The organism is Streptomyces bauhiniae (genome assembly GCF_004784475.1).
Taxonomy (GTDB): domain Bacteria; phylum Actinomycetota; class Actinomycetes; order Streptomycetales; family Streptomycetaceae; genus Streptomyces; species Streptomyces seoulensis.
Map to the genome: position 1 here is coordinate 708,006 of NZ_SRRT01000002.1, position 15,749 is coordinate 723,754.

The 15,749-nt window shown below is 72.9% G+C and carries 16 protein-coding genes; 11 read left to right on the forward strand and 5 right to left on the reverse strand.

Going from position 1 to position 15,749, the window contains the following annotated elements; genetic code table 11:
• Nucleotides 1–15 precede the first annotated feature (15 nt).
• On the forward strand, nucleotides 16–1,185 hold the full coding sequence (locus E5083_RS08470) for an FAD-dependent oxidoreductase (protein ID WP_135784966.1): 1,170 nt from the start codon (nucleotides 16–18) through the stop codon (nucleotides 1,183–1,185).
• Here E5083_RS08470 and E5083_RS08475 read toward each other — a convergent pair.
• Complete coding sequence (locus E5083_RS08475; protein WP_135784967.1) at nucleotides 1,097–1,840, reverse strand: TetR/AcrR family transcriptional regulator; 744 nt, start codon at nucleotides 1,838–1,840, stop codon at nucleotides 1,097–1,099. The two genes, E5083_RS08470 and E5083_RS08475, sit on opposite strands and share 89 nt — an antisense overlap.
• A gap of 102 nt (nucleotides 1,841–1,942) precedes the next feature.
• Here E5083_RS08475 and E5083_RS08480 point away from each other — a divergent pair, with 102 nt between their 5' ends.
• Nucleotides 1,943–2,506, forward strand: a complete 564-nt coding sequence (locus E5083_RS08480) for an NAD(P)H-dependent oxidoreductase (RefSeq protein WP_135784968.1) — start codon at nucleotides 1,943–1,945, stop codon at nucleotides 2,504–2,506.
• A 61-nt stretch (nucleotides 2,507–2,567) separates the two neighbouring features.
• On the opposite strand, the gene E5083_RS08485 is transcribed toward E5083_RS08480, so the two are convergent.
• Nucleotides 2,568–3,536 carry an SDR family NAD(P)-dependent oxidoreductase gene (locus E5083_RS08485; RefSeq protein ID WP_135784969.1) on the reverse strand — a complete coding sequence of 323 codons (969 nt, stop codon included), beginning with the start codon at nucleotides 3,534–3,536 and terminating at the stop codon, nucleotides 2,568–2,570.
• Between the two features lie 134 nt (nucleotides 3,537–3,670).
• On the opposite strand from E5083_RS08485, the gene E5083_RS08490 reads away from it, so the two are divergent.
• The 7 genes from E5083_RS08490 to E5083_RS08520 all read left to right on the forward strand — a co-directional run bounded on the left by E5083_RS08490 (nucleotide 3,671) and on the right by E5083_RS08520 (nucleotide 10,294).
• Nucleotides 3,671–4,672 (forward strand): alpha/beta hydrolase, encoded by a 1,002-nt coding sequence (locus tag E5083_RS08490; RefSeq protein WP_135784970.1) that lies wholly within the window; start codon nucleotides 3,671–3,673, stop codon nucleotides 4,670–4,672.
• A 30-nt stretch (nucleotides 4,673–4,702) separates the two neighbouring features.
• Complete coding sequence (locus E5083_RS08495) at nucleotides 4,703–5,149, forward strand: type II toxin-antitoxin system PemK/MazF family toxin (protein WP_086696410.1); 447 nt, start codon at nucleotides 4,703–4,705, stop codon at nucleotides 5,147–5,149.
• A 370-nt stretch (nucleotides 5,150–5,519) separates the two neighbouring features.
• On the forward strand, nucleotides 5,520–6,857 hold the full coding sequence (gene egtA, locus E5083_RS08500; RefSeq protein WP_135784971.1) for an ergothioneine biosynthesis glutamate--cysteine ligase EgtA: 1,338 nt from the start codon (nucleotides 5,520–5,522) through the stop codon (nucleotides 6,855–6,857).
• Nucleotides 6,854–8,188: an ergothioneine biosynthesis protein EgtB gene (gene egtB / locus E5083_RS08505; RefSeq protein WP_135784972.1), complete on the forward strand. Its 1,335-nt coding sequence runs from the start codon at nucleotides 6,854–6,856 to the stop codon at nucleotides 8,186–8,188. Before egtA ends, egtB begins: the two co-directional genes overlap by 4 nt.
• Entirely contained in the window at nucleotides 8,188–8,967 is a 780-nt protein-coding gene (gene egtC, locus E5083_RS08510; RefSeq protein WP_135784973.1) for an ergothioneine biosynthesis protein EgtC, read from the forward strand. Before egtB ends, egtC begins: the two co-directional genes overlap by 1 nt.
• Nucleotides 8,964–9,923, forward strand: coding sequence for an L-histidine N(alpha)-methyltransferase (gene egtD, locus E5083_RS08515; protein ID WP_135784974.1), 960 nt, complete (start codon nucleotides 8,964–8,966; stop codon nucleotides 9,921–9,923). The genes egtC and egtD overlap by 4 nt, the downstream gene beginning before the upstream one ends.
• Nucleotides 9,924–10,081: 158 nt before the next feature.
• The gene (locus tag E5083_RS08520; protein WP_030817079.1) at nucleotides 10,082–10,294 is read left to right on the forward strand and encodes a dodecin; all 213 of its coding nucleotides are present in this window, start codon (nucleotides 10,082–10,084) and stop codon (nucleotides 10,292–10,294) included.
• Between the two features lie 17 nt (nucleotides 10,295–10,311).
• Here E5083_RS08520 and E5083_RS08525 read toward each other — a convergent pair whose 3' ends face one another.
• The gene (locus tag E5083_RS08525; RefSeq protein WP_135784975.1) at nucleotides 10,312–10,803 is read right to left on the reverse strand and encodes a phosphatase domain-containing protein; all 492 of its coding nucleotides are present in this window, start codon (nucleotides 10,801–10,803) and stop codon (nucleotides 10,312–10,314) included.
• Between the two features lie 107 nt (nucleotides 10,804–10,910).
• Here E5083_RS08525 and E5083_RS08530 point away from each other — a divergent pair, with 107 nt between their 5' ends.
• Together E5083_RS08530 and E5083_RS08535 are read left to right on the forward strand one after the other, a co-directional pair.
• On the forward strand, nucleotides 10,911–11,105 hold the full coding sequence (locus E5083_RS08530) for an antitoxin (RefSeq protein WP_135784976.1): 195 nt from the start codon (nucleotides 10,911–10,913) through the stop codon (nucleotides 11,103–11,105).
• A gap of 102 nt (nucleotides 11,106–11,207) precedes the next feature.
• On the forward strand, nucleotides 11,208–12,962 hold the full coding sequence (locus E5083_RS08535; RefSeq protein WP_135784977.1) for an NlpC/P60 family protein: 1,755 nt from the start codon (nucleotides 11,208–11,210) through the stop codon (nucleotides 12,960–12,962).
• Between the two features lie 92 nt (nucleotides 12,963–13,054).
• Here the strand turns inward: E5083_RS08535 and E5083_RS08540 are convergent, their stop codons facing one another.
• Together E5083_RS08540 and E5083_RS08545 are read right to left on the reverse strand one after the other, a co-directional pair.
• The gene (locus E5083_RS08540; protein WP_135784978.1) at nucleotides 13,055–13,804 is read right to left on the reverse strand and encodes a succinate dehydrogenase/fumarate reductase iron-sulfur subunit; all 750 of its coding nucleotides are present in this window, start codon (nucleotides 13,802–13,804) and stop codon (nucleotides 13,055–13,057) included.
• On the reverse strand, nucleotides 13,801–15,747 hold the full coding sequence (locus E5083_RS08545) for a fumarate reductase/succinate dehydrogenase flavoprotein subunit (protein ID WP_135784979.1): 1,947 nt from the start codon (nucleotides 15,745–15,747) through the stop codon (nucleotides 13,801–13,803). Before E5083_RS08545 ends, E5083_RS08540 begins: the two co-directional genes overlap by 4 nt.
• Between the last annotated feature and the right edge of the window lie 2 nt (nucleotides 15,748–15,749).

Consider the following 15,749-nt stretch of genomic DNA (forward strand, 5'->3'; position numbering starts at 1 on the left):
CACCAGGAGACTTCCATGACCGAAACCACCACCCCCCTCCCCCATCACCCCATAGCCGTCATCGGCGCCGGACTCGGCGGGCTCACGCTCGCGCGGGTGCTGTACGCGCACGGTGTCGAGGCGGCGGTGTTCGACCTCGACGCCTCGGCCGAGGCGCGCACGCAGGGCGGGATGCTCGACATCCACGACGACACCGGGCAGGAGGCGCTGCGCGCGGCCGGGCTGCACGAGGCGTTCCTCGCGCGGGTCCACGCGGGCGGCCAGGCCACCCGTGTCCTGGACCGGCACGCCGAGGTGCACTGGTCGCAGCCGGACGACGGCACGGGCGGCCGCCCCGAGATCGACCGGGGCGAACTGCGCGCCCTGCTGCTGGAGTCGCTGCCCGAGGGGCTCGTCCGCTGGGGCGCCAAGGTGACCGGCGTCCGCGCGCTGGACGGCGGCCGGCACGAGGTGACGCTCGCCGACGGCACCGCCTTCACCACCGACCTGCTCATCGGCGCGGACGGCGCCTGGTCGCGGGTACGGCCCCTGCTGTCGGACGCGGTCCCCGCCTACACCGGGATGTCCTTCGTCGAGGCGGACCTGCACTCGGCCGACACCCGGCACCCGGCCGGCGCCCAAGTGGTGGGCGGCGGCATGCTGTTCGCGCTCGGCGCCGGGCGCGGCTTCCTCGCCCACCGCGAGCCGGACGGCAGCCTGCATGTGTACGCCGCCGTCGAGGCCCCGGAGGAGTGGCTGGACGGCATCGATTTCACGGACACCGAGGCGGCCGCGCGGGCGGTGCTCAAGGAGTTCGACGGCTGGCACGAGGATCTGCGGGCCCTGGTCGCGGACGCCGACGCCCCCCTGGTGCCCCGCCGCATCCACGCCCTCCCGGTCGGCCACCGCTGGCCGCGCACACCGGGCGTCACCCTGCTCGGCGACGCGGCCCACCTGATGTCGCCGTTCGCCGGCGAGGGCGCCAACCTGGCCCTGATCGACGGCGCCGACCTGGCCCGCGCCCTCCTCGCCCACCCCGGCGACACCGAGGCCGCGCTCGCCGCCTACGAGGAGCGGATGTTCCCGCGCGCCGAGCACTCGGCCGCGGACTCGGCCCTCATGGGCGGGATGCTGTTCCGGCCGGACGCGCCGGAGCGGCTGGCGGCGATGTTCGGGGGGCACCAGCCGTGGGCCGAGGAGCGGTGAGCCGGTCGACCAGGTCGCACCAGCCCGCCTCCACCCGCGCCATCGGCATGCCGAGCTGGCGGGTCAGATGGTGGATGAGGGCCGGGTCCAGGTAGGCCAGCAGGACCGGGGCGAGGAGTTCGCAGTCCTCGCCGGGGAGCAGTTGGCGCAGCAGGACCAGGACGTGGGCGCGCATGGCCTGGTTGGAGGGGTGCAGATGGCGCCGGGTGGGCTCGGGCAGCGCGGCCAGTTGCAGGTCGAGCTGGTCGGCGCAGAGGTGGAGCACGGCGACGCCGAAGGCGTGCAGCCGCTCGCGCGGGGGTGCGCCGGGGCCCAGCGGGGGCGGGCCGGCGAGGAAGTCGGCCTGGAGCCGGGCGGAGGAGTGGTCCAGCAGGGCGGTGAGGAGTCCGGTGCGGTCGCCGAAGCGGCGGAAGACGGTGCCCTTGCCGACCTGGGCCGCGGTGGCGACGGCCTCCATGGTCACCCCGGCCACCCCGTGCTCGGCGATCAGCCGGCTGGCGGCCTCCAGCAGCCGGGCCCGGTTGCGGGCGGCGTCGGCGCGCAGGCACGGGTCCTGGGGGCCGGCGGCGACCTCCAGCAGACGAGGTGTGTCGACGGGCTCCTGAGGCTGCGGGCAGGGCGGCAGAGCGCTGGACATGAAGACAGCGTAAAGCATCGGGAACAAAACTGGACCCCGGTCCGGTTAGGGTGGTAGAAAATTAAACGGACCCCGGTCCGGATCGTTTCCAGCGTGTTTCACCACCCCTTGGAGTACCCCATGTCCGTTCGCATCCTCGCGCTCGTCGGCAGCCTCCGCGCCGGTTCGCACAACCGTCAGCTCGCCGAGGCGGCCGCCAAGCTCGCCCCCGAGGGCGCCGAGGTCGTGATCTACGAGGGTCTGGCCGACGTGCCGTTCTACAACGAGGACACCGACGTCGACGGCCAGGTCCCGGCCGCCGCCGCCGAGCTGCGTGCCGCCGCCCAGGCCGCCGACGCGTTCCTCGTGTTCTCCCCCGAGTACAACGGCACGATGCCGGCCGTGCTGAAGAACGCCATCGACTGGCTGTCCCGCCCGTACGGCGCCGGCGCCTTCGGCGGCAAGCCCGTCGCCGTCATCGGCACCGCCTTCGGCCAGTACGGCGGCGTGTGGGCCCAGGACGACACCCGCAAGGCCGTGGGCATCGCGGGCGGCAAGGTGATCGAGGACATCAAGCTCTCCATCCCCGGCTCCCTGACCCGCTTCGCCGAGACCCACCCGTCCGACGACGCCGAGGTCGCCGGCCAGCTCACCGAGGTCGTCACCCGCCTGCACGGCACCGTGGGCGACGTCATCGCCGCCTGACCTCTCGTACGCCCGAGGGCCGGAGTCCACTGGACCCCGGCCCTCGGCGCGTGCGCGGGACCTACTTGGCGAAGGTGTCCACACCGGTCAGCTCCGCCGACAGCGCCCACAGACGGGCCGCCTGCTCGGGGTCGGTGGCCCAGTCCTTGACGCCGGCCCAGGTGCCGTCCTCAGGGGCGGGCTCGGCGATGTCGCAGTCCTCCAGGTACAGCCCGCCCAGGCCGTCGAGCCGGGGCGAGGTCGCGGCCCAGACCTGGGTGGCGGCGCCCTGCTCCGGGGTCTTGAAGCCCGCCGCGTCCAGCGGGTTGCCCTGCTCGTCGATCCAGCCGCGCTCGACCATCTCCTCCTTGGGCAGGTGCCGCTGGAGCGGGGTCATGATCCCGCCGGGGTGGAGCGAGAAGGCCCGCACACCGGAGTCCCGGCCCAGGGTGTCGAGCTGGAGGGCGAACAGGGCGTTGGCCGTCTTGGCCTGGCCGTACGCCTGCCACTTGTCGTAGCCGTCGGTCCACTGGACGTCGTCCCAGCGGACCGGCGAGAGGTGGTGTCCGCGCGAGGACACCGAGACGACGCGGGCGCCGTCACCGGAGGCGAGGGCCGGCCAGAGCCGGTTGGCGAGGGCGTAGTGGCCAAGGTGGTTGGTGGCGAACTGCGTCTCCCAGCCCGGCCCGACCCGCGTCTCCGGGCAGGCCATGATCCCCGCGTTGTCGATGAGGAAGTCGATGCTGCGGCCGGACGCCAGGAACCGCTCGGCGAAGCCGCGCACGCTGTCCAGGTCGCCGAGGTCCAGCTCGTCCACCTCGACGTTCTCGATCCCGGCCAGCTCCTGTCGGGCCACGTCCGGACGCCTGGCCGGGACGACCACGTGGGCGCCCGCCTTGGCCAGCGCGCGGGTGGTCTCCAGGCCGAGCCCCGAGTAGCCGCCGGTGACGATCGCCAGCTTCCCCGTGAGGTCGATGCCCCGCAGGACCTCGTCGGCGGTGCTGTCCGCGCCGAAACCCGAACCGATCTTGTGCTGTGCAGGAGTACTCATGCCCGGAACGCTACGAATTGGAGTGCTCTCGAAGTCAAGCGGTGCACAAGGACGCGCCGGGAACCTGCGCCGGAACGCCCGCGCACCGATCCTGGAGAGGTGAATCGCCCGCGCGCGAGGGAAGGGGCACGATCATGACCATGGACCCGCCGCCGTTCGACCCGGAACTCGCCGCCGCACTGGAACCGCTCAGGGACACGATGGAGCCGGGCCTGACCCCGGACGGCATCGAGGCGGCGCGGGAGAACGCCGCCATGGAGGTGTTCGGGTCGCTGGATCTCACCCTGGATGGTGCCTTCGAGGTGGAGGACCGCGAGGTGCCGGGCCCGCCGGGCGCCCCGGACGTCTCCCTCTACCTCTGCCGCCCCACCGGCACCGAGCCCGGCGCCCGGCTGCCGGTGATCTACTACGTGCACGGCGGCGGCATGATCCTCGGCACCAACCGCGCGGGCGTGGACGCGGTCCTGTCCCTCGCACTGGACCTGGGCGGCGCGGTGGTCGTCTCCGTGGAGTACCGGCTCGCCCCGGAGCATCCGCATCCGGCGCCGGTGGAGGACGTGTACGCCGGGCTGCTGTGGGCGGCGGAGCACGCGAAGGAGCTGGGCGGCGACCCGGAGCGGATCGTCCTCGCGGGCGCCAGCGCGGGCGGCGGTCTGGCGGCCGCCGTGGCCCTGATGCTGCGGGACCGCCAAGGACCGCCCGTGCTGGGCCAGTTGCTCAGGTACCCGATGCTGGACGACCGCAACGACACCCCCTCCGGCCATCAGATGGCCGGCGTCGGCGTCTGGGACCGCACCGCCAACGAGACCGGCTGGAACGCCCTGCTGGGTGAGCGCCGGGGCGGCCCGGACGTCTCCCCGTACGCCGCTCCGGCCCGCGCCACCGATCTCGCCGGGCTGCCCCCGGCCTTTCTCGACGTGGGTTCGGCGGAGACGTTCCGGGACGAGGTGGTGGAGTACGCATCCCGGATCTGGCGCAGCGGCGGGGTGGCCGAACTCCACGTCTGGCCGGGCGGGTTCCACGGTTTCGACGCCTTCGCGCCCGAGGCGTCCCTGTCGAAGGCGGCCCGCGCGGCCCAACTGGGCTGGCTGGAGCGGCTGCTCACCGACGGGACGGAGCAAACCCCGAGGTCCTGAGGGCCGTTGCCCGCCGTTAGGGTGCACGGCGTGAGCACGTACAGCGAAGAGAACGTCCCCGGCCGCTTCGGCCCCCACGCCACCACCGAGGCCGACCCGCGCCAGGTCGGCCCGGTTGCCACCGAGTACACGCCCGAGCGGGACGGCGACCCCGATCCGGGCGAGATCGTCTGGACCTGGGTGCCGTTCGAGGAGAACGACGGCCGGGGCAAGGACCGCCCGGTGCTGGTCGTCGCGCGGGAGGCCGCCGGCACCTTCCTCGCCGTCCAGTTGTCCAGCAAGGAGCACGACGGCGAGCGGGAGTGGGTGGCGATAGGCCAGGGTCCCTGGGACCGCACCGGCCGCGACTCCTGGGTGTCCGTGGAGCGGGTGCTGCGGCTGCACGACGACGGCATGCGCCGGGAGGCGTGCGCGCTGGACCGGATGCGCTTCAACCTGGTCCGGCAGCGGCTCTATGAGCGCTACGGCTGGACCTGACCGCCTCACAAGGCCCGCCCCCGCCCGGGCGGGCCTTCGCATGCTCGCGGCGGACTCACCCGGTCGGAGCAGCCCCGCCCGGACCGCCCCCGAGCCCTCCTGAGCTGCCCGAACCGCCGCCGTCCCCCGCTCTCCCCGCCGTGCCTCCACGCGCCGCCGGGGTAATGCTGGTGGGGTGCCGCGAAGGCGCCCGGAACCGGTCACCCGGTACGGGAGGAAACGCGCGAGGAGACGGAGATGAACGATCCCGGACGTCCCATTGGGCGCTCTTGTGCGATTCGGTGCGAGGGTCTTGGGTGGAATGCGTCTCTGCCCGGCACACCCCCGGCCGGGCTCCGTCGGCACGCTGGAATCCCAGGAGAACCCCGACATGTCTGACGCATCGAGTGGTGACTGTACGGAGCACCACTGCACGAAACACGACTGCACCCGGCACCGCGCGGCGGTCACCGAGGCCGAGGTGGACGCCCTGATCCGGGGCATCTGCTTCAAGACCGGCCCGCCCCGCACCCTCGGGGTGGAGGTGGAGTGGCTGGTCCGTGATCCGGAGCGGCCCTGGCTCCCCGTACCGCCCGAACGGCTCGAAGCGGCCCACGCGGCCGTGCGCACCGTCCCCCTGGACTCGCCGCTCACGGTCGAGCCCGGCGGTCAGTTGGAGCTCAGCTCACTGCCCGCCTCTTCCCTCATGGAGTGCGTGAACTCCGTCTCCGCCGACCTGACCGCGGTCCGCAAGGTCCTCGCCGGACACGGCCTGGCCCTCCTCGGCGTCGGCCACGATCCCTGGCAGGAACCCACCCGCTTCCTCCATGAACCCCGTTACGACGCCATGGAGGCGTGCCTGGACCGCACCGGCCGGGCCGGCCGTCACATGATGTGCGCCTCGGCCTCCGTGCAGGTCTGCGTGGACGCCGGGTACGAGGAGCCGGGTCCGCTGGGCTACGAACGGCGCTGGTGGCTGGCGCACCAGCTCGGCGCGGTCCTGGTGGCCGCGTTCGCCAACTCCCCGATGACCGGGCGCCGGCCCACCGGCTGGCGGTCCACCCGGCAGCTCCACTGGATGGAGATCGGTCCCGGCCGGGCCGGGGCTCCGCCGATCGACGGCGAACCACGGGCCGACTGGGCCCGGCACGTGCTGGACTCCCCGGTGATGTGCGTCCGCCGCGACGAGGGCCCCTGGGACGTGCCGGAGGGGCTGACCTTCCGCGAGTGGACCCGGTCGCGGGCCCCGCGCCCGCCCACCCGCGCGGATCTCGACTACCACCTGACCACGCTGTTCCCGCCGGTCAGGCCGCGCGGCCATCTGGAGCTGCGGATGATCGACGCGCAGCCCGGTGACGACGGCTGGATCGTGCCGCTCGCGGTGACGGCGGCCCTCTTCGACGACCCGGAGGCCGCCGAGGCCGCGCACCGGGCGGTGAAGCCGCTGACGGAGCGCGCGCTGGACCGGCCCGCCCCGCACAACCCGCTGTGGTCGGACGCGGCCCGGCTCGGCCTCGCCGATCCGGGGCTGCGGGAGGCCGCCACCGCCTGCTTCACGGCGGCCCTGGCTGCGCTGCCCCGGCTCGGCGCCACGCCCGAGGTGTCGGACGCGGTGGCGGGGTATCTGGACCGTTACGTCCTGCGGGGCCGCTGCCCGGCCGACGACCTGCCGGCCGGCGCCGGCGCCACGGACCCGCGCGCCCACGCGAGGAAGGACATCCGCTCATGACCGCCCAGGAGAGCGGGACCACGGCGGCCGGCACCGAGACGCTGCGCGAGCGGCTGCTCGCCTCGCTGGTCACCGCCCGCGACCGCACCACCCTGCTGACGAGCTGCGTCGAGGACCCGGACCTCACCGCCCAGCACTCCCCGCTGATGTCGCCCCTGGTCTGGGACCTCGCGCACATCGGCAACCAGGAGGAGCTGTGGCTGCTGCGCAACGTCGGCGGCCGGGAGGCGATGCGGCCCGACATCGACGTGCTGTACGACGCCTTCGAGCATCCGCGCTCCGAACGCCCCTCGCTCCCGCTGCTCCCGCCCGAGGAGGCGCGGAAGTACGCGGCCGAGGTGCGCGGGCGGGCGCTGGACCTGCTGGAGGGCGCCGACTTCGAGGGCGGCAGCCGGCTCACCGAGGCGGGGTTCGCCTTCGGGATGATCGCCCAGCACGAACAGCAGCACGACGAGACGATGCTGATCACCCATCAGCTCCGCACCGGCCCGGCCGCGCTGACCGCGCCCGCCCACGACCCGGTGCCGCCGTACACCGGCCCGGCCGAAGTCCTGGTTCCCGGCGGCCCGTTCACCATGGGCACCTCCACCGAGCCCTGGGCGCTGGACAACGAACGCCCGGCGCACGTACGGGAGGTGGCGCCGTTCTGGATCGACACGGTGCCGGTGACGAACGCGGCCTACCAGGCGTTCATCGCGGACGGCGGCTACGACACCGAGCGCTGGTGGACCCCGGAGGGCTGGGCGCATGTCCGCCGCAACTCCCTCAAGGCGCCGCTGTACTGGCGCCGGGAGGGGAGCCAGTGGCTGCGGCGCCGGTTCGGGGTCACCGAGGTGGTGCCGCCCGAGGGGCCGGTGCTGCACGTGTGCTGGTACGAGGCGGACGCCTACGCCCGCTGGGCCGGGCGCAGGCTGCCCACCGAGGCGGAGTGGGAGAAGGCGGCCCGGCACGACCCGGTCACCGGCCGCTCCACCCGCTACCCGTGGGGCGACGCCGATCCGGGCCCGGAGCACGCCAACCTGGGCCAGCGGCACCTCTCCCCCGCCCCTGTCGGCAGCTACCCGGCCGGTGCATCGCCGCTCGGGGTACGGCAGTTGATCGGGGACGTCTGGGAGTGGACGTCGAGCGACCTCGCACCGTATCCGGGGTTCGCCGCGTTCCCGTACCGGGAGTACTCGGAGGTGTTCTTCGGGCCGGAGTACAAGGTGATGCGCGGCGGTTCGTTCGCCGTGGACGCGGTGGCCTGCCGGGGTACGTTCCGCAACTGGGACTATCCGGTCCGGCGGCAGATCTTCGCCGGGTTCCGCACCGCCCGCTCGGAGTCCGCCTGATGTGCCGCCACCTGGCCTATCTGGGACCCGAGCAGCCCCTCAAGCACCTGCTGCTGGACCCGCCGCACAGCCTGTACCGGCAGTCCTGGGCGCCCCGGCGGCAGCGCAACGGCACGGTGAACGCGGACGGGTTCGGGGTCGGCTGGTACGCGGACGGCGATCCGGTGCCGGCCCGCTACCGGCGCTCCGGGCCGATCTGGGCGGACCAGTCGCTGCTGGACCTGGCCCGTGTGGTGCGTTCGGGCGCGGTGCTGGCCGCCGTGCGCGACGCCACGCTGACGGGCGCGGACGCGGAGGCCGCGGCGGCGCCGTTCGCCTCGGGGCACTGGCTGTTCAGCCACAACGGGGCGGTGGCCGGCTGGCCCGACGCGGCCGCACCGCTGGTCTCCCTGCTGCCCCCGGTCGATGTGCTGTCGCTCCAGGCACGCACCGACTCGGCGTTCGTCTGGGCGCTGGTCCTGCACCGGCTCAGGTCGGGCGAGGCCCCGGACTACGCCCTCGCGGCGACCGTCCGCCAACTGGCCGAGGCCGCGCCCGCCTCCCGTCTCAACCTGCTGCTGACCGACGGCGAGACCGTCACCGCGACCGCCTGGGGCGACAGCCTCTGGTACCGCGCGGAACCGGGACCCGCCGTGATCGTCGCCTCCGAGCCGTACGACGACGAACCGCTGTGGCGGGAGGTCCCCGACCGCACCGTGGTCACCGCGAGCCGTACCGAGGTCCGGCTCGACCCCGTCGAGGACCTCGTGTCCGCACCACCGAAGGAGCACTGCACGTGAGCCTGCACGTGACCCGCACCCTCCCCGAGGACGCGACCGAAGCCGCGCTGCGCGCCGACGTCCTCGACGGCCTGTCCACCGATCCCAAGACACTGCCCCCCAAGTGGTTCTACGACGCGCGCGGCAGCGAGCTGTTCGAGCGGATCACGGAGCTGCCCGAGTACTACCCGACCCGGGCCGAGCGGGAGATCCTGCAGACCCGCTCCGGTGAGATCGCCGCGGCCGGCGGCGCCCGCACCCTGATCGAGCTGGGGTCGGGCTCCTCCACCAAGACCCGGCATCTCATCGACGCGCTGACCTCGCTGGAGGCGTACGTCCCGGTCGACGTCAGCGAGAGCGCGCTGGTGCAGGCGGGGCGGGCGCTCACCGAGGAGCGGCCGGGTCTCGCGGTGCACGCGCTGATCGCGGACTTCACCCGGCCGATGACGCTGCCCGAGACTCCGGGTCCCCGGCTGGTCGCCTTCCTCGGCGGCACGCTGGGCAACCTGCTGCCCGCCGAGCGGTCCGACTTCCTGGCCGGCGTGCGCGCCATGCTGGCGCCGGGCGACGGGCTGCTGCTCGGCACCGACCTGGTGAAGGACGAGGCGGTGCTGGTCCGGGCGTACGACGACGCGTCCGGGGTGACGGCGGCGTTCAACAAGAACGTGCTCAGCGTGGTCGACCGCGAGCTGGGCGCCGACTTCGACCCGGACGCCTTCGACCACGTGGCCCGCTGGGACCCGGAGCGGGAGTGGATCGAGATGCGGCTGCGCTCGCGTACCGCGCAGACGGTGAAGATCCCGGCGCTCGGCATGGTCGTGGACTTCGCGGCCGGCGAGGAGCTGCGTACCGAGGTTTCCGCGAAGTTCCGCCGGGAGGGGGTCGGCGCCGAACTGGACAAGGCGGGGCTGGAGTTGACCCACTGGTGGACCGACTCCGAGGACCGCTTCGCGCTGTCGCTCAGCGTGGCGCGCTGAGCGACAGCGGACCGAGGGCCGCTGTCTCCCCGCCCGGCGGGCGATGTCTCGCGCGCCGGGCGGGGATGCGGCACGGTGGATTACGGCGCGACAAACCGGCCATGTCGGGGCAGCCGGGCGCCGTCATCCTGCCGTACGGCGAAGAGGAGCACCCGCCCATGTCGAACCACACCTACCGGGTCAGCGAGATCGTCGGCACCTCCAACGACGGTGTCGACCAGGCCATCCGCAACGCCATCGGCCGTGCCGACCAGACCCTGCGCAACCTGGACTGGTTCGAGGTCACCCAGGTCCGGGGGCAGATCGAGAACGGGCGGATCGAGAAGTACCAGGTGTGCCTGAAGGTGGGCTTCCGCCTGGAGGACGTCTGAGCGGGCCGAGCCGTCCCTCAGGTCCGGCCCTCCTGCTCCTGGGCCTCCTGCAGCGCGGCCGAGGACTCGGCCCAGCGGGCCCGTACCACGGCGAAGCCGGCCCGTTCGGCCGCGTCGCAGACCAGCTCGTCGTCGTCCACCACGACCAGCACCTCACGCCGCCGGGCGAGCCTGCGCAGGATCTCCAGTTTGGTGGTGCGGGCGGGCCTGCGGTCCTGGCCGGGACGCATGTGCAGCTCGCCGTCCGGGAGTTGGTGGAGGGCGAGCCAGTCGAGGGTGTCCCGGCGGCACCGCTCGGGGCGGCCGGTGAGGTACACGATGTCGCAGGTGCGGGCGGCGGTACGAACCATCGCCACGCCCTCCACCAGGGGCGGGTCGAGGGGCGCGGCGGCGAAGAAGCCGTCCCAGTCGCGCGGGCGCCGCTGAAGGAAGTGCTGCCGGTGCGCGGTCTCCGCGAGGGTGTTGTCGAGGTCGAAGACGGTCACCGGGCGTTCGCTGCTGTGTGCCACAGGCCCACTGTAGGGCGGCGGTGACGCCCGCCGGGCGCTCAAGATGCGAAGCCGGGCCGGGACGGTGACCCTGGGAGGGGAAGCCTCAAGCGACCAGGAGGGCTGCCATGTCCTTTATGGACAAGATCAAGGGAATGCTCAAGGGCCACGAAGACATGGCCGACAAGGGCATCGACAGGGGTGGCGACTACCTCGACCAGCGGACCGGCAACAAGCACCAGTCCCAGGTCGACACCGCTCAGGACAAGCTGAGGGACCAGTTCGGCTCCCAGCAGCACCGCGACAACCCGCCGCAGTCCTAGGACGCCGCGAAACTCCCACCACACCTACGGCCGCGTCCGGTTCGGAGCTGATCCGAGCCGGACGCGGTCGTGTGCGCGGCCGGGTACGGGATCATGCCTCGCATGATCAACACGTCACGCCGCGGCCTGCTGGCCGCCTTCGCCGTCACCGCCGCCTCGCTGCCGCTGGGCGCCCTGGCCACCGCTCCCGCGCGGGCCGACGCCCTGCCCACGCCCGTGGACCCGCTGCCGGCCCCGGCCGGCCTGACCTCGGCCCGCTCCTCGGTGACCCTGCCGCCGCTGGACGCCTCCTACTTCTCCCAGCTCACCCTCGCCGCGCCGCTCACCGCCACCGTGCTGCCCGGCACCCCGGCCCGCACCGAGATAACCAGCGGCGGCAGACGGGTCGCCCTGCTCACCCGGGGCGCGCGGACCGTGCTGGTGCCGGGCCCGCGAAGAACCTTCGCCGAGAACAAGCGGCCCTTCGTGGACGACTTCGGGCGCACCCTGCCGGACACCTCGCTCCCGGCCGCCGACCGCTCGTACTGGGGGACCTCGCCGGGCGGCGGGAGCTGGTCCACGCTGGGCCCCGCCGACACCGACTACTCGGTGCAGCCCGGCACCGGCGTCATCGCCCTGACCACCGACTATGCCAGCCGCCATGCGACCCTGCGGGACGATCGGATCACCGACGTGGACGTGCGCGCGACCACCCGCTTCGACAAGGTGCCCACCGGCCAGGCGTGCTCCTCCGCGCTCTCCTTCGGCTACCAGGACACCCACAACAACTACCGGGCCCGGCTCTCCTTCCTGACCAGCGGCGCGGTGGAGCTGCGCGTCGAGAAGGAGGTCGCCGACACGGTCACCCAGCTCGCCACCGCCACCACCCTCGCCACCGGAGTCCCCGCGGGCACCGACTTCACGGTCCGGGTGCGCCGGGAGGGCACCCGGATCAGGGTCAAGGCGTGGCGGACGAGCACGGCGGAGCCGGCCGGCTGGGCGGTGGACACCACGGACGCCACCTTCGGCGCGGGCCGGGTGGGCCTGCGCGCGCTGGCCAACCAGGGCTGCTCCAACCTGCCGGTCAGGCTCCAGGTGAGCCGCTTCGAGGTGGACGCGGCGAACTGGGACACCCCGCCGACCGTCACCCACGGCGACTGGGTGCGCGTGCTGCCGCAGCCCTTCGACGGCACCTGGACGGCCGACCTGGAGCGCACGGTGCGCGGCTGGGCCGGGTCGACGGCGCCGGACGTGCTGGCGTACGCCGCGATGTTCCTCGGCGGCGCTCCGGCGGTCACCGCCGGGGACGGGCCCGCGCGGGGCAAGCAGGTACTGGGCGAGGCCGGTTACGGCTATCCGGACCCGCAGGGCTACCGCTACGAGGGCGCCGACTTCCACGAGTACATGAACGTGGGCTGGACCTTCCCCGACGGCACCTACACCGGGCCGTCGAGCAAGCAGGTGGGCAACCTCGACTGCTCCGGCTACACCCGGATGGTGTACGGCTACCACCTGGGCGTACCGCTGGCCGCGGGCGCGGACACCTCGGGGACGCGGATACCGCGCAAGTCGCGTGACATCGTCGACTACGCGCCCGGTGTCGTCGTCGACCGCACGACCGGCACCACCCCGCCCGCCGCCGCGCTGCTCCAGCCCGGTGACCTGGTGCTGTTCAACGCCGACTCCAGTGACGACCACGCGACGGTCACCGTGGACCACGTCGGGATCTATCTGGGCCCGGACGCCGACGGCAAGCGGCGCTTCCTGTCCAGCCGGAAGACGGTCGACGGCCCCACCATGTCCGACCTGGGCGGCGCGTCCCTCCTGGACGGCACCGGCACGTACGCGACGTCCCTGCACACGGTCCGCCGTATCTGACCCGCTGTGCGAACACAGCAGACGGGGCCGGGGATGAGCACCACTCCCGGCCCCGCCCGTCCGCCCCCTTTGGCGAACGTCTGCTGAGTTCCCTACCGCTTGCCCGCCTTACGGGTCGCGCGCAGCCACTCCTTGTTCATTCCGGTGATGGAGAAGAGCGGGATGCCCTTCGGGCAGGCGGTGGCGCATTCGCCGGCCAGGGTGCAGCCGCCGAAGCCCTCCGCGTCCATCTGGGCCACCATGTCCAGCACCCGCGTCTCCCGCTCGGGGGCGCCCTGCGGGAGGACGTTGAGGTGGTTGACCTTGGCCGAGGTGAAGAGCATCGCGGCGCCGTTGGGGCAGGCGGCCACACAGGCCCCGCAGCCGATGCACTCCGCGTGCTCGAAGGCGAAGTCGGCGTCCGGCTTGGGCACCGGTGTCGCGTGGGCCTCCGGGGCGGCACCCGTGGGGGCGGTGACATAGCCGCCGGCCTGGATGATCCGGTCGAAGGCGGACCGGTCCACCACCAGGTCCTTGATCACCGGGAAGGCGGCGGCCCGCCAGGGCTCGATGTCGATGGTGTCGCCGTCCCGGAAGGACCGCATGTGGAGCTGGCAGGTGGTGGTGCGCTCGGGTCCGTGGGCGTCGCCGTTGATGACGAGGCTGCACGCGCCGCAGATGCCCTCACGGCAGTCGTGGTCGAAGGCGACGGGGTCCTCGCCCTCGAGGATGAGCCGTTCGTTCAGGACGTCCAGCATCTCCAGGAAGGACATGTCGGGCGAGATGCCGTCCACCTCGTAGGTGGACATGGCGCCGTCGGTGCCGGCGTTCCGCTGGCGCCATACGCGCAGGGTGAGCCTCATGCGTAGCTCCGCTGGGTGGGGTGGACGTACTCGAAGACCAGGTCTTCCTTGTGCAGGACGGGGGCCTCGCCGGTGGCGGTGAACTCCCAGGCGGCCGCGTAGCCGAACTCGTCGTCCCGGCGGGCCGCTTCGCCGTCCGGGGTCTGGGACTCCTCGCGGAAGTGGCCGCCGCAGGACTCGGCGCGGTGCAGGGCGTCGAGGCACATCAGCTCGGCCAGTTCGAGGTAGTCGACGATGCGATTCGCCTTCTCCAGCGACTGGTTGAACTCCTCACCGGTGCCGGGCACCTTGATCCGGCGCCAGAACTCCTCGCGGATACGGGGGATTTCGGCGAGCGCCTTGCGCAGGCCCTCGGCGTTGCGGGCCATGCCGCAGAACTCCCACATCAGCTCGCCGAGTTCACGGTGGAAGGAGTCGGGGGTGCGGTCGCCGTCGACGGCGAGGAGCAGGTTGACCCGGTCCTCGGTCTCGGCCAGCACCTCCTGCACTTCGGGGTGTTCGTCGCTCAGCGGCTCCTGGTGCGGATGGCGGGCCAGGTAGTCGTTGAGGGTGGCCGGCAGCACGAAGTAGCCGTCGGCCAGGCCCTGCATCAGCGCGGAGGCGCCGAGCCGGTTGGCGCCGTGGTCGGAGAAGTTGGCCTCACCGATGGCGAAGAGTCCGGGGACGGTGGTCTGGAGGTCGTAGTCGACCCAGAGCCCGCCCATCGTGTAGTGCACGGCGGGGTAGATCCGCATCGGCACCTCGTACGGGTCCTCGTCGGTGATGCGGTGGTACATGTCGAAGAGGTTGCCGTACTTGGCCTCGACCGCCTTGCGGCCCATGCGTGCGATGGCGTCGGAGAAGTCCAGGTAGACGCCCTGGCCGCCGGGTCCGACCCCGCGCCCCTCGTCGCAGACGTTCTTGGCGGCACGGGAGGCGATGTCGCGCGGGACCAGGTTGCCGAAGGAGGGGTAGATCCGCTCCAGGTAGTAGTCCCGCTCGTCCTCGGGGATCTCCTTGGGCGGCCGGGTGTCGCCCTCCGCCTTGGGCACCCAGATCCGGCCGTCGTTGCGCAGCGACTCGCTCATCAGCGTCAGCTTGGACTGGTGGTCGCCGGTGCGCGGGATGCAGGTGGGGTGGATCTGGGTGAAGCAGGGGTTGGCGAACAGCGCGCCGCGCCGGTGCGCCCGCCAGATGGCGGTGGCGTTGGAGTTCATGGCGTTGGTCGACAGGTAGAAGACGTTGCCGTAACCGCCGCTCGCCAGGACCACCGCGTCCGCGAAGTAGGTGTCGATCTTCCCGGTGATCAGGTCGCGGGCGACGATGCCGCGCGCCCGGCCGTCGACCACGATCAGGTCGAGCATCTCGGTGCGCGGATGCATCTCCACGTTCCCGGCCGCGATCTGGCGGGACAGCGCCTGGTAGGCGCCCAGCAGCAGTTGCTGGCCGGTCTGGCCGCGGGCGTAGAAGGTGCGGGAGACCTGGACGCCGCCGAAGGAGCGGGTGTCCAGCAGCCCGCCGTACTCGCGGGCGAAGGGCACGCCCTGGGCCACGCACTGGTCGATGATCTCGACCGAGATCTGCGCGAGGCGGTGCACGTTGGACTCGCGGGCGCGGAAGTCGCCGCCCTTGACGGTGTCGTAGAACAGCCGGTGTACGGAGTCGCCGTCGTTGCGGTAGTTCTTCGCCGCGTTGATGCCGCCCTGCGCCGCGATGGAGTGGGCGCGGCGCGGGGAGTCCTGGTAGCAGAACTGGACGACGTGGTAGCCCTGTTCGGCGAGCGTGGCGCCCGCCGAGCCGCCCGCGAGGCCGGTGCCGACGACGATGACGGTGTGCTTGCGCCGGTTGGCCGGGTTGACCAGCTTGGCCTCGAAGCGGCGGGTGTCCCAGCGCTCGTGGACCGGCCCCGAGGGGGCCTTGGTGTCGGCGACCGGCTCTCCGGTCACGTACTCGGTGTAGGTCATGG

Coding starts and splice junctions, on each gene's coding strand:
- E5083_RS08470 (WP_135784966.1), top strand. CDS start 16: ATGACCGAAACCACCACCCCCCTCCCCCATCACCCCATAGCCGTCATC.
- E5083_RS08475 (WP_135784967.1), bottom strand. CDS start 1,840: ATGCTTTACGCTGTCTTCATGTCCAGCGCTCTGCCGCCCTGCCCGCAG.
- E5083_RS08480 (WP_135784968.1), top strand. CDS start 1,943: ATGTCCGTTCGCATCCTCGCGCTCGTCGGCAGCCTCCGCGCCGGTTCG.
- E5083_RS08485 (WP_135784969.1), bottom strand. CDS start 3,536: ATGAGTACTCCTGCACAGCACAAGATCGGTTCGGGTTTCGGCGCGGAC.
- E5083_RS08490 (WP_135784970.1), top strand. CDS start 3,671: ATGACCATGGACCCGCCGCCGTTCGACCCGGAACTCGCCGCCGCACTG.
- egtA (WP_135784971.1), top strand. CDS start 5,520: ATGTCTGACGCATCGAGTGGTGACTGTACGGAGCACCACTGCACGAAA.
- egtB (WP_135784972.1), top strand. CDS start 6,854: ATGACCGCCCAGGAGAGCGGGACCACGGCGGCCGGCACCGAGACGCTG.
- egtC (WP_135784973.1), top strand. CDS start 8,188: ATGTGCCGCCACCTGGCCTATCTGGGACCCGAGCAGCCCCTCAAGCAC.
- E5083_RS08520 (WP_030817079.1), top strand. CDS start 10,082: ATGTCGAACCACACCTACCGGGTCAGCGAGATCGTCGGCACCTCCAAC.
- E5083_RS08530 (WP_135784976.1), top strand. CDS start 10,911: ATGTCCTTTATGGACAAGATCAAGGGAATGCTCAAGGGCCACGAAGAC.
- E5083_RS08535 (WP_135784977.1), top strand. CDS start 11,208: ATGATCAACACGTCACGCCGCGGCCTGCTGGCCGCCTTCGCCGTCACC.
- E5083_RS08540 (WP_135784978.1), bottom strand. CDS start 13,804: ATGAGGCTCACCCTGCGCGTATGGCGCCAGCGGAACGCCGGCACCGAC.
- E5083_RS08545 (WP_135784979.1), bottom strand. CDS start 15,747: ATGACCTACACCGAGTACGTGACCGGAGAGCCGGTCGCCGACACCAAG.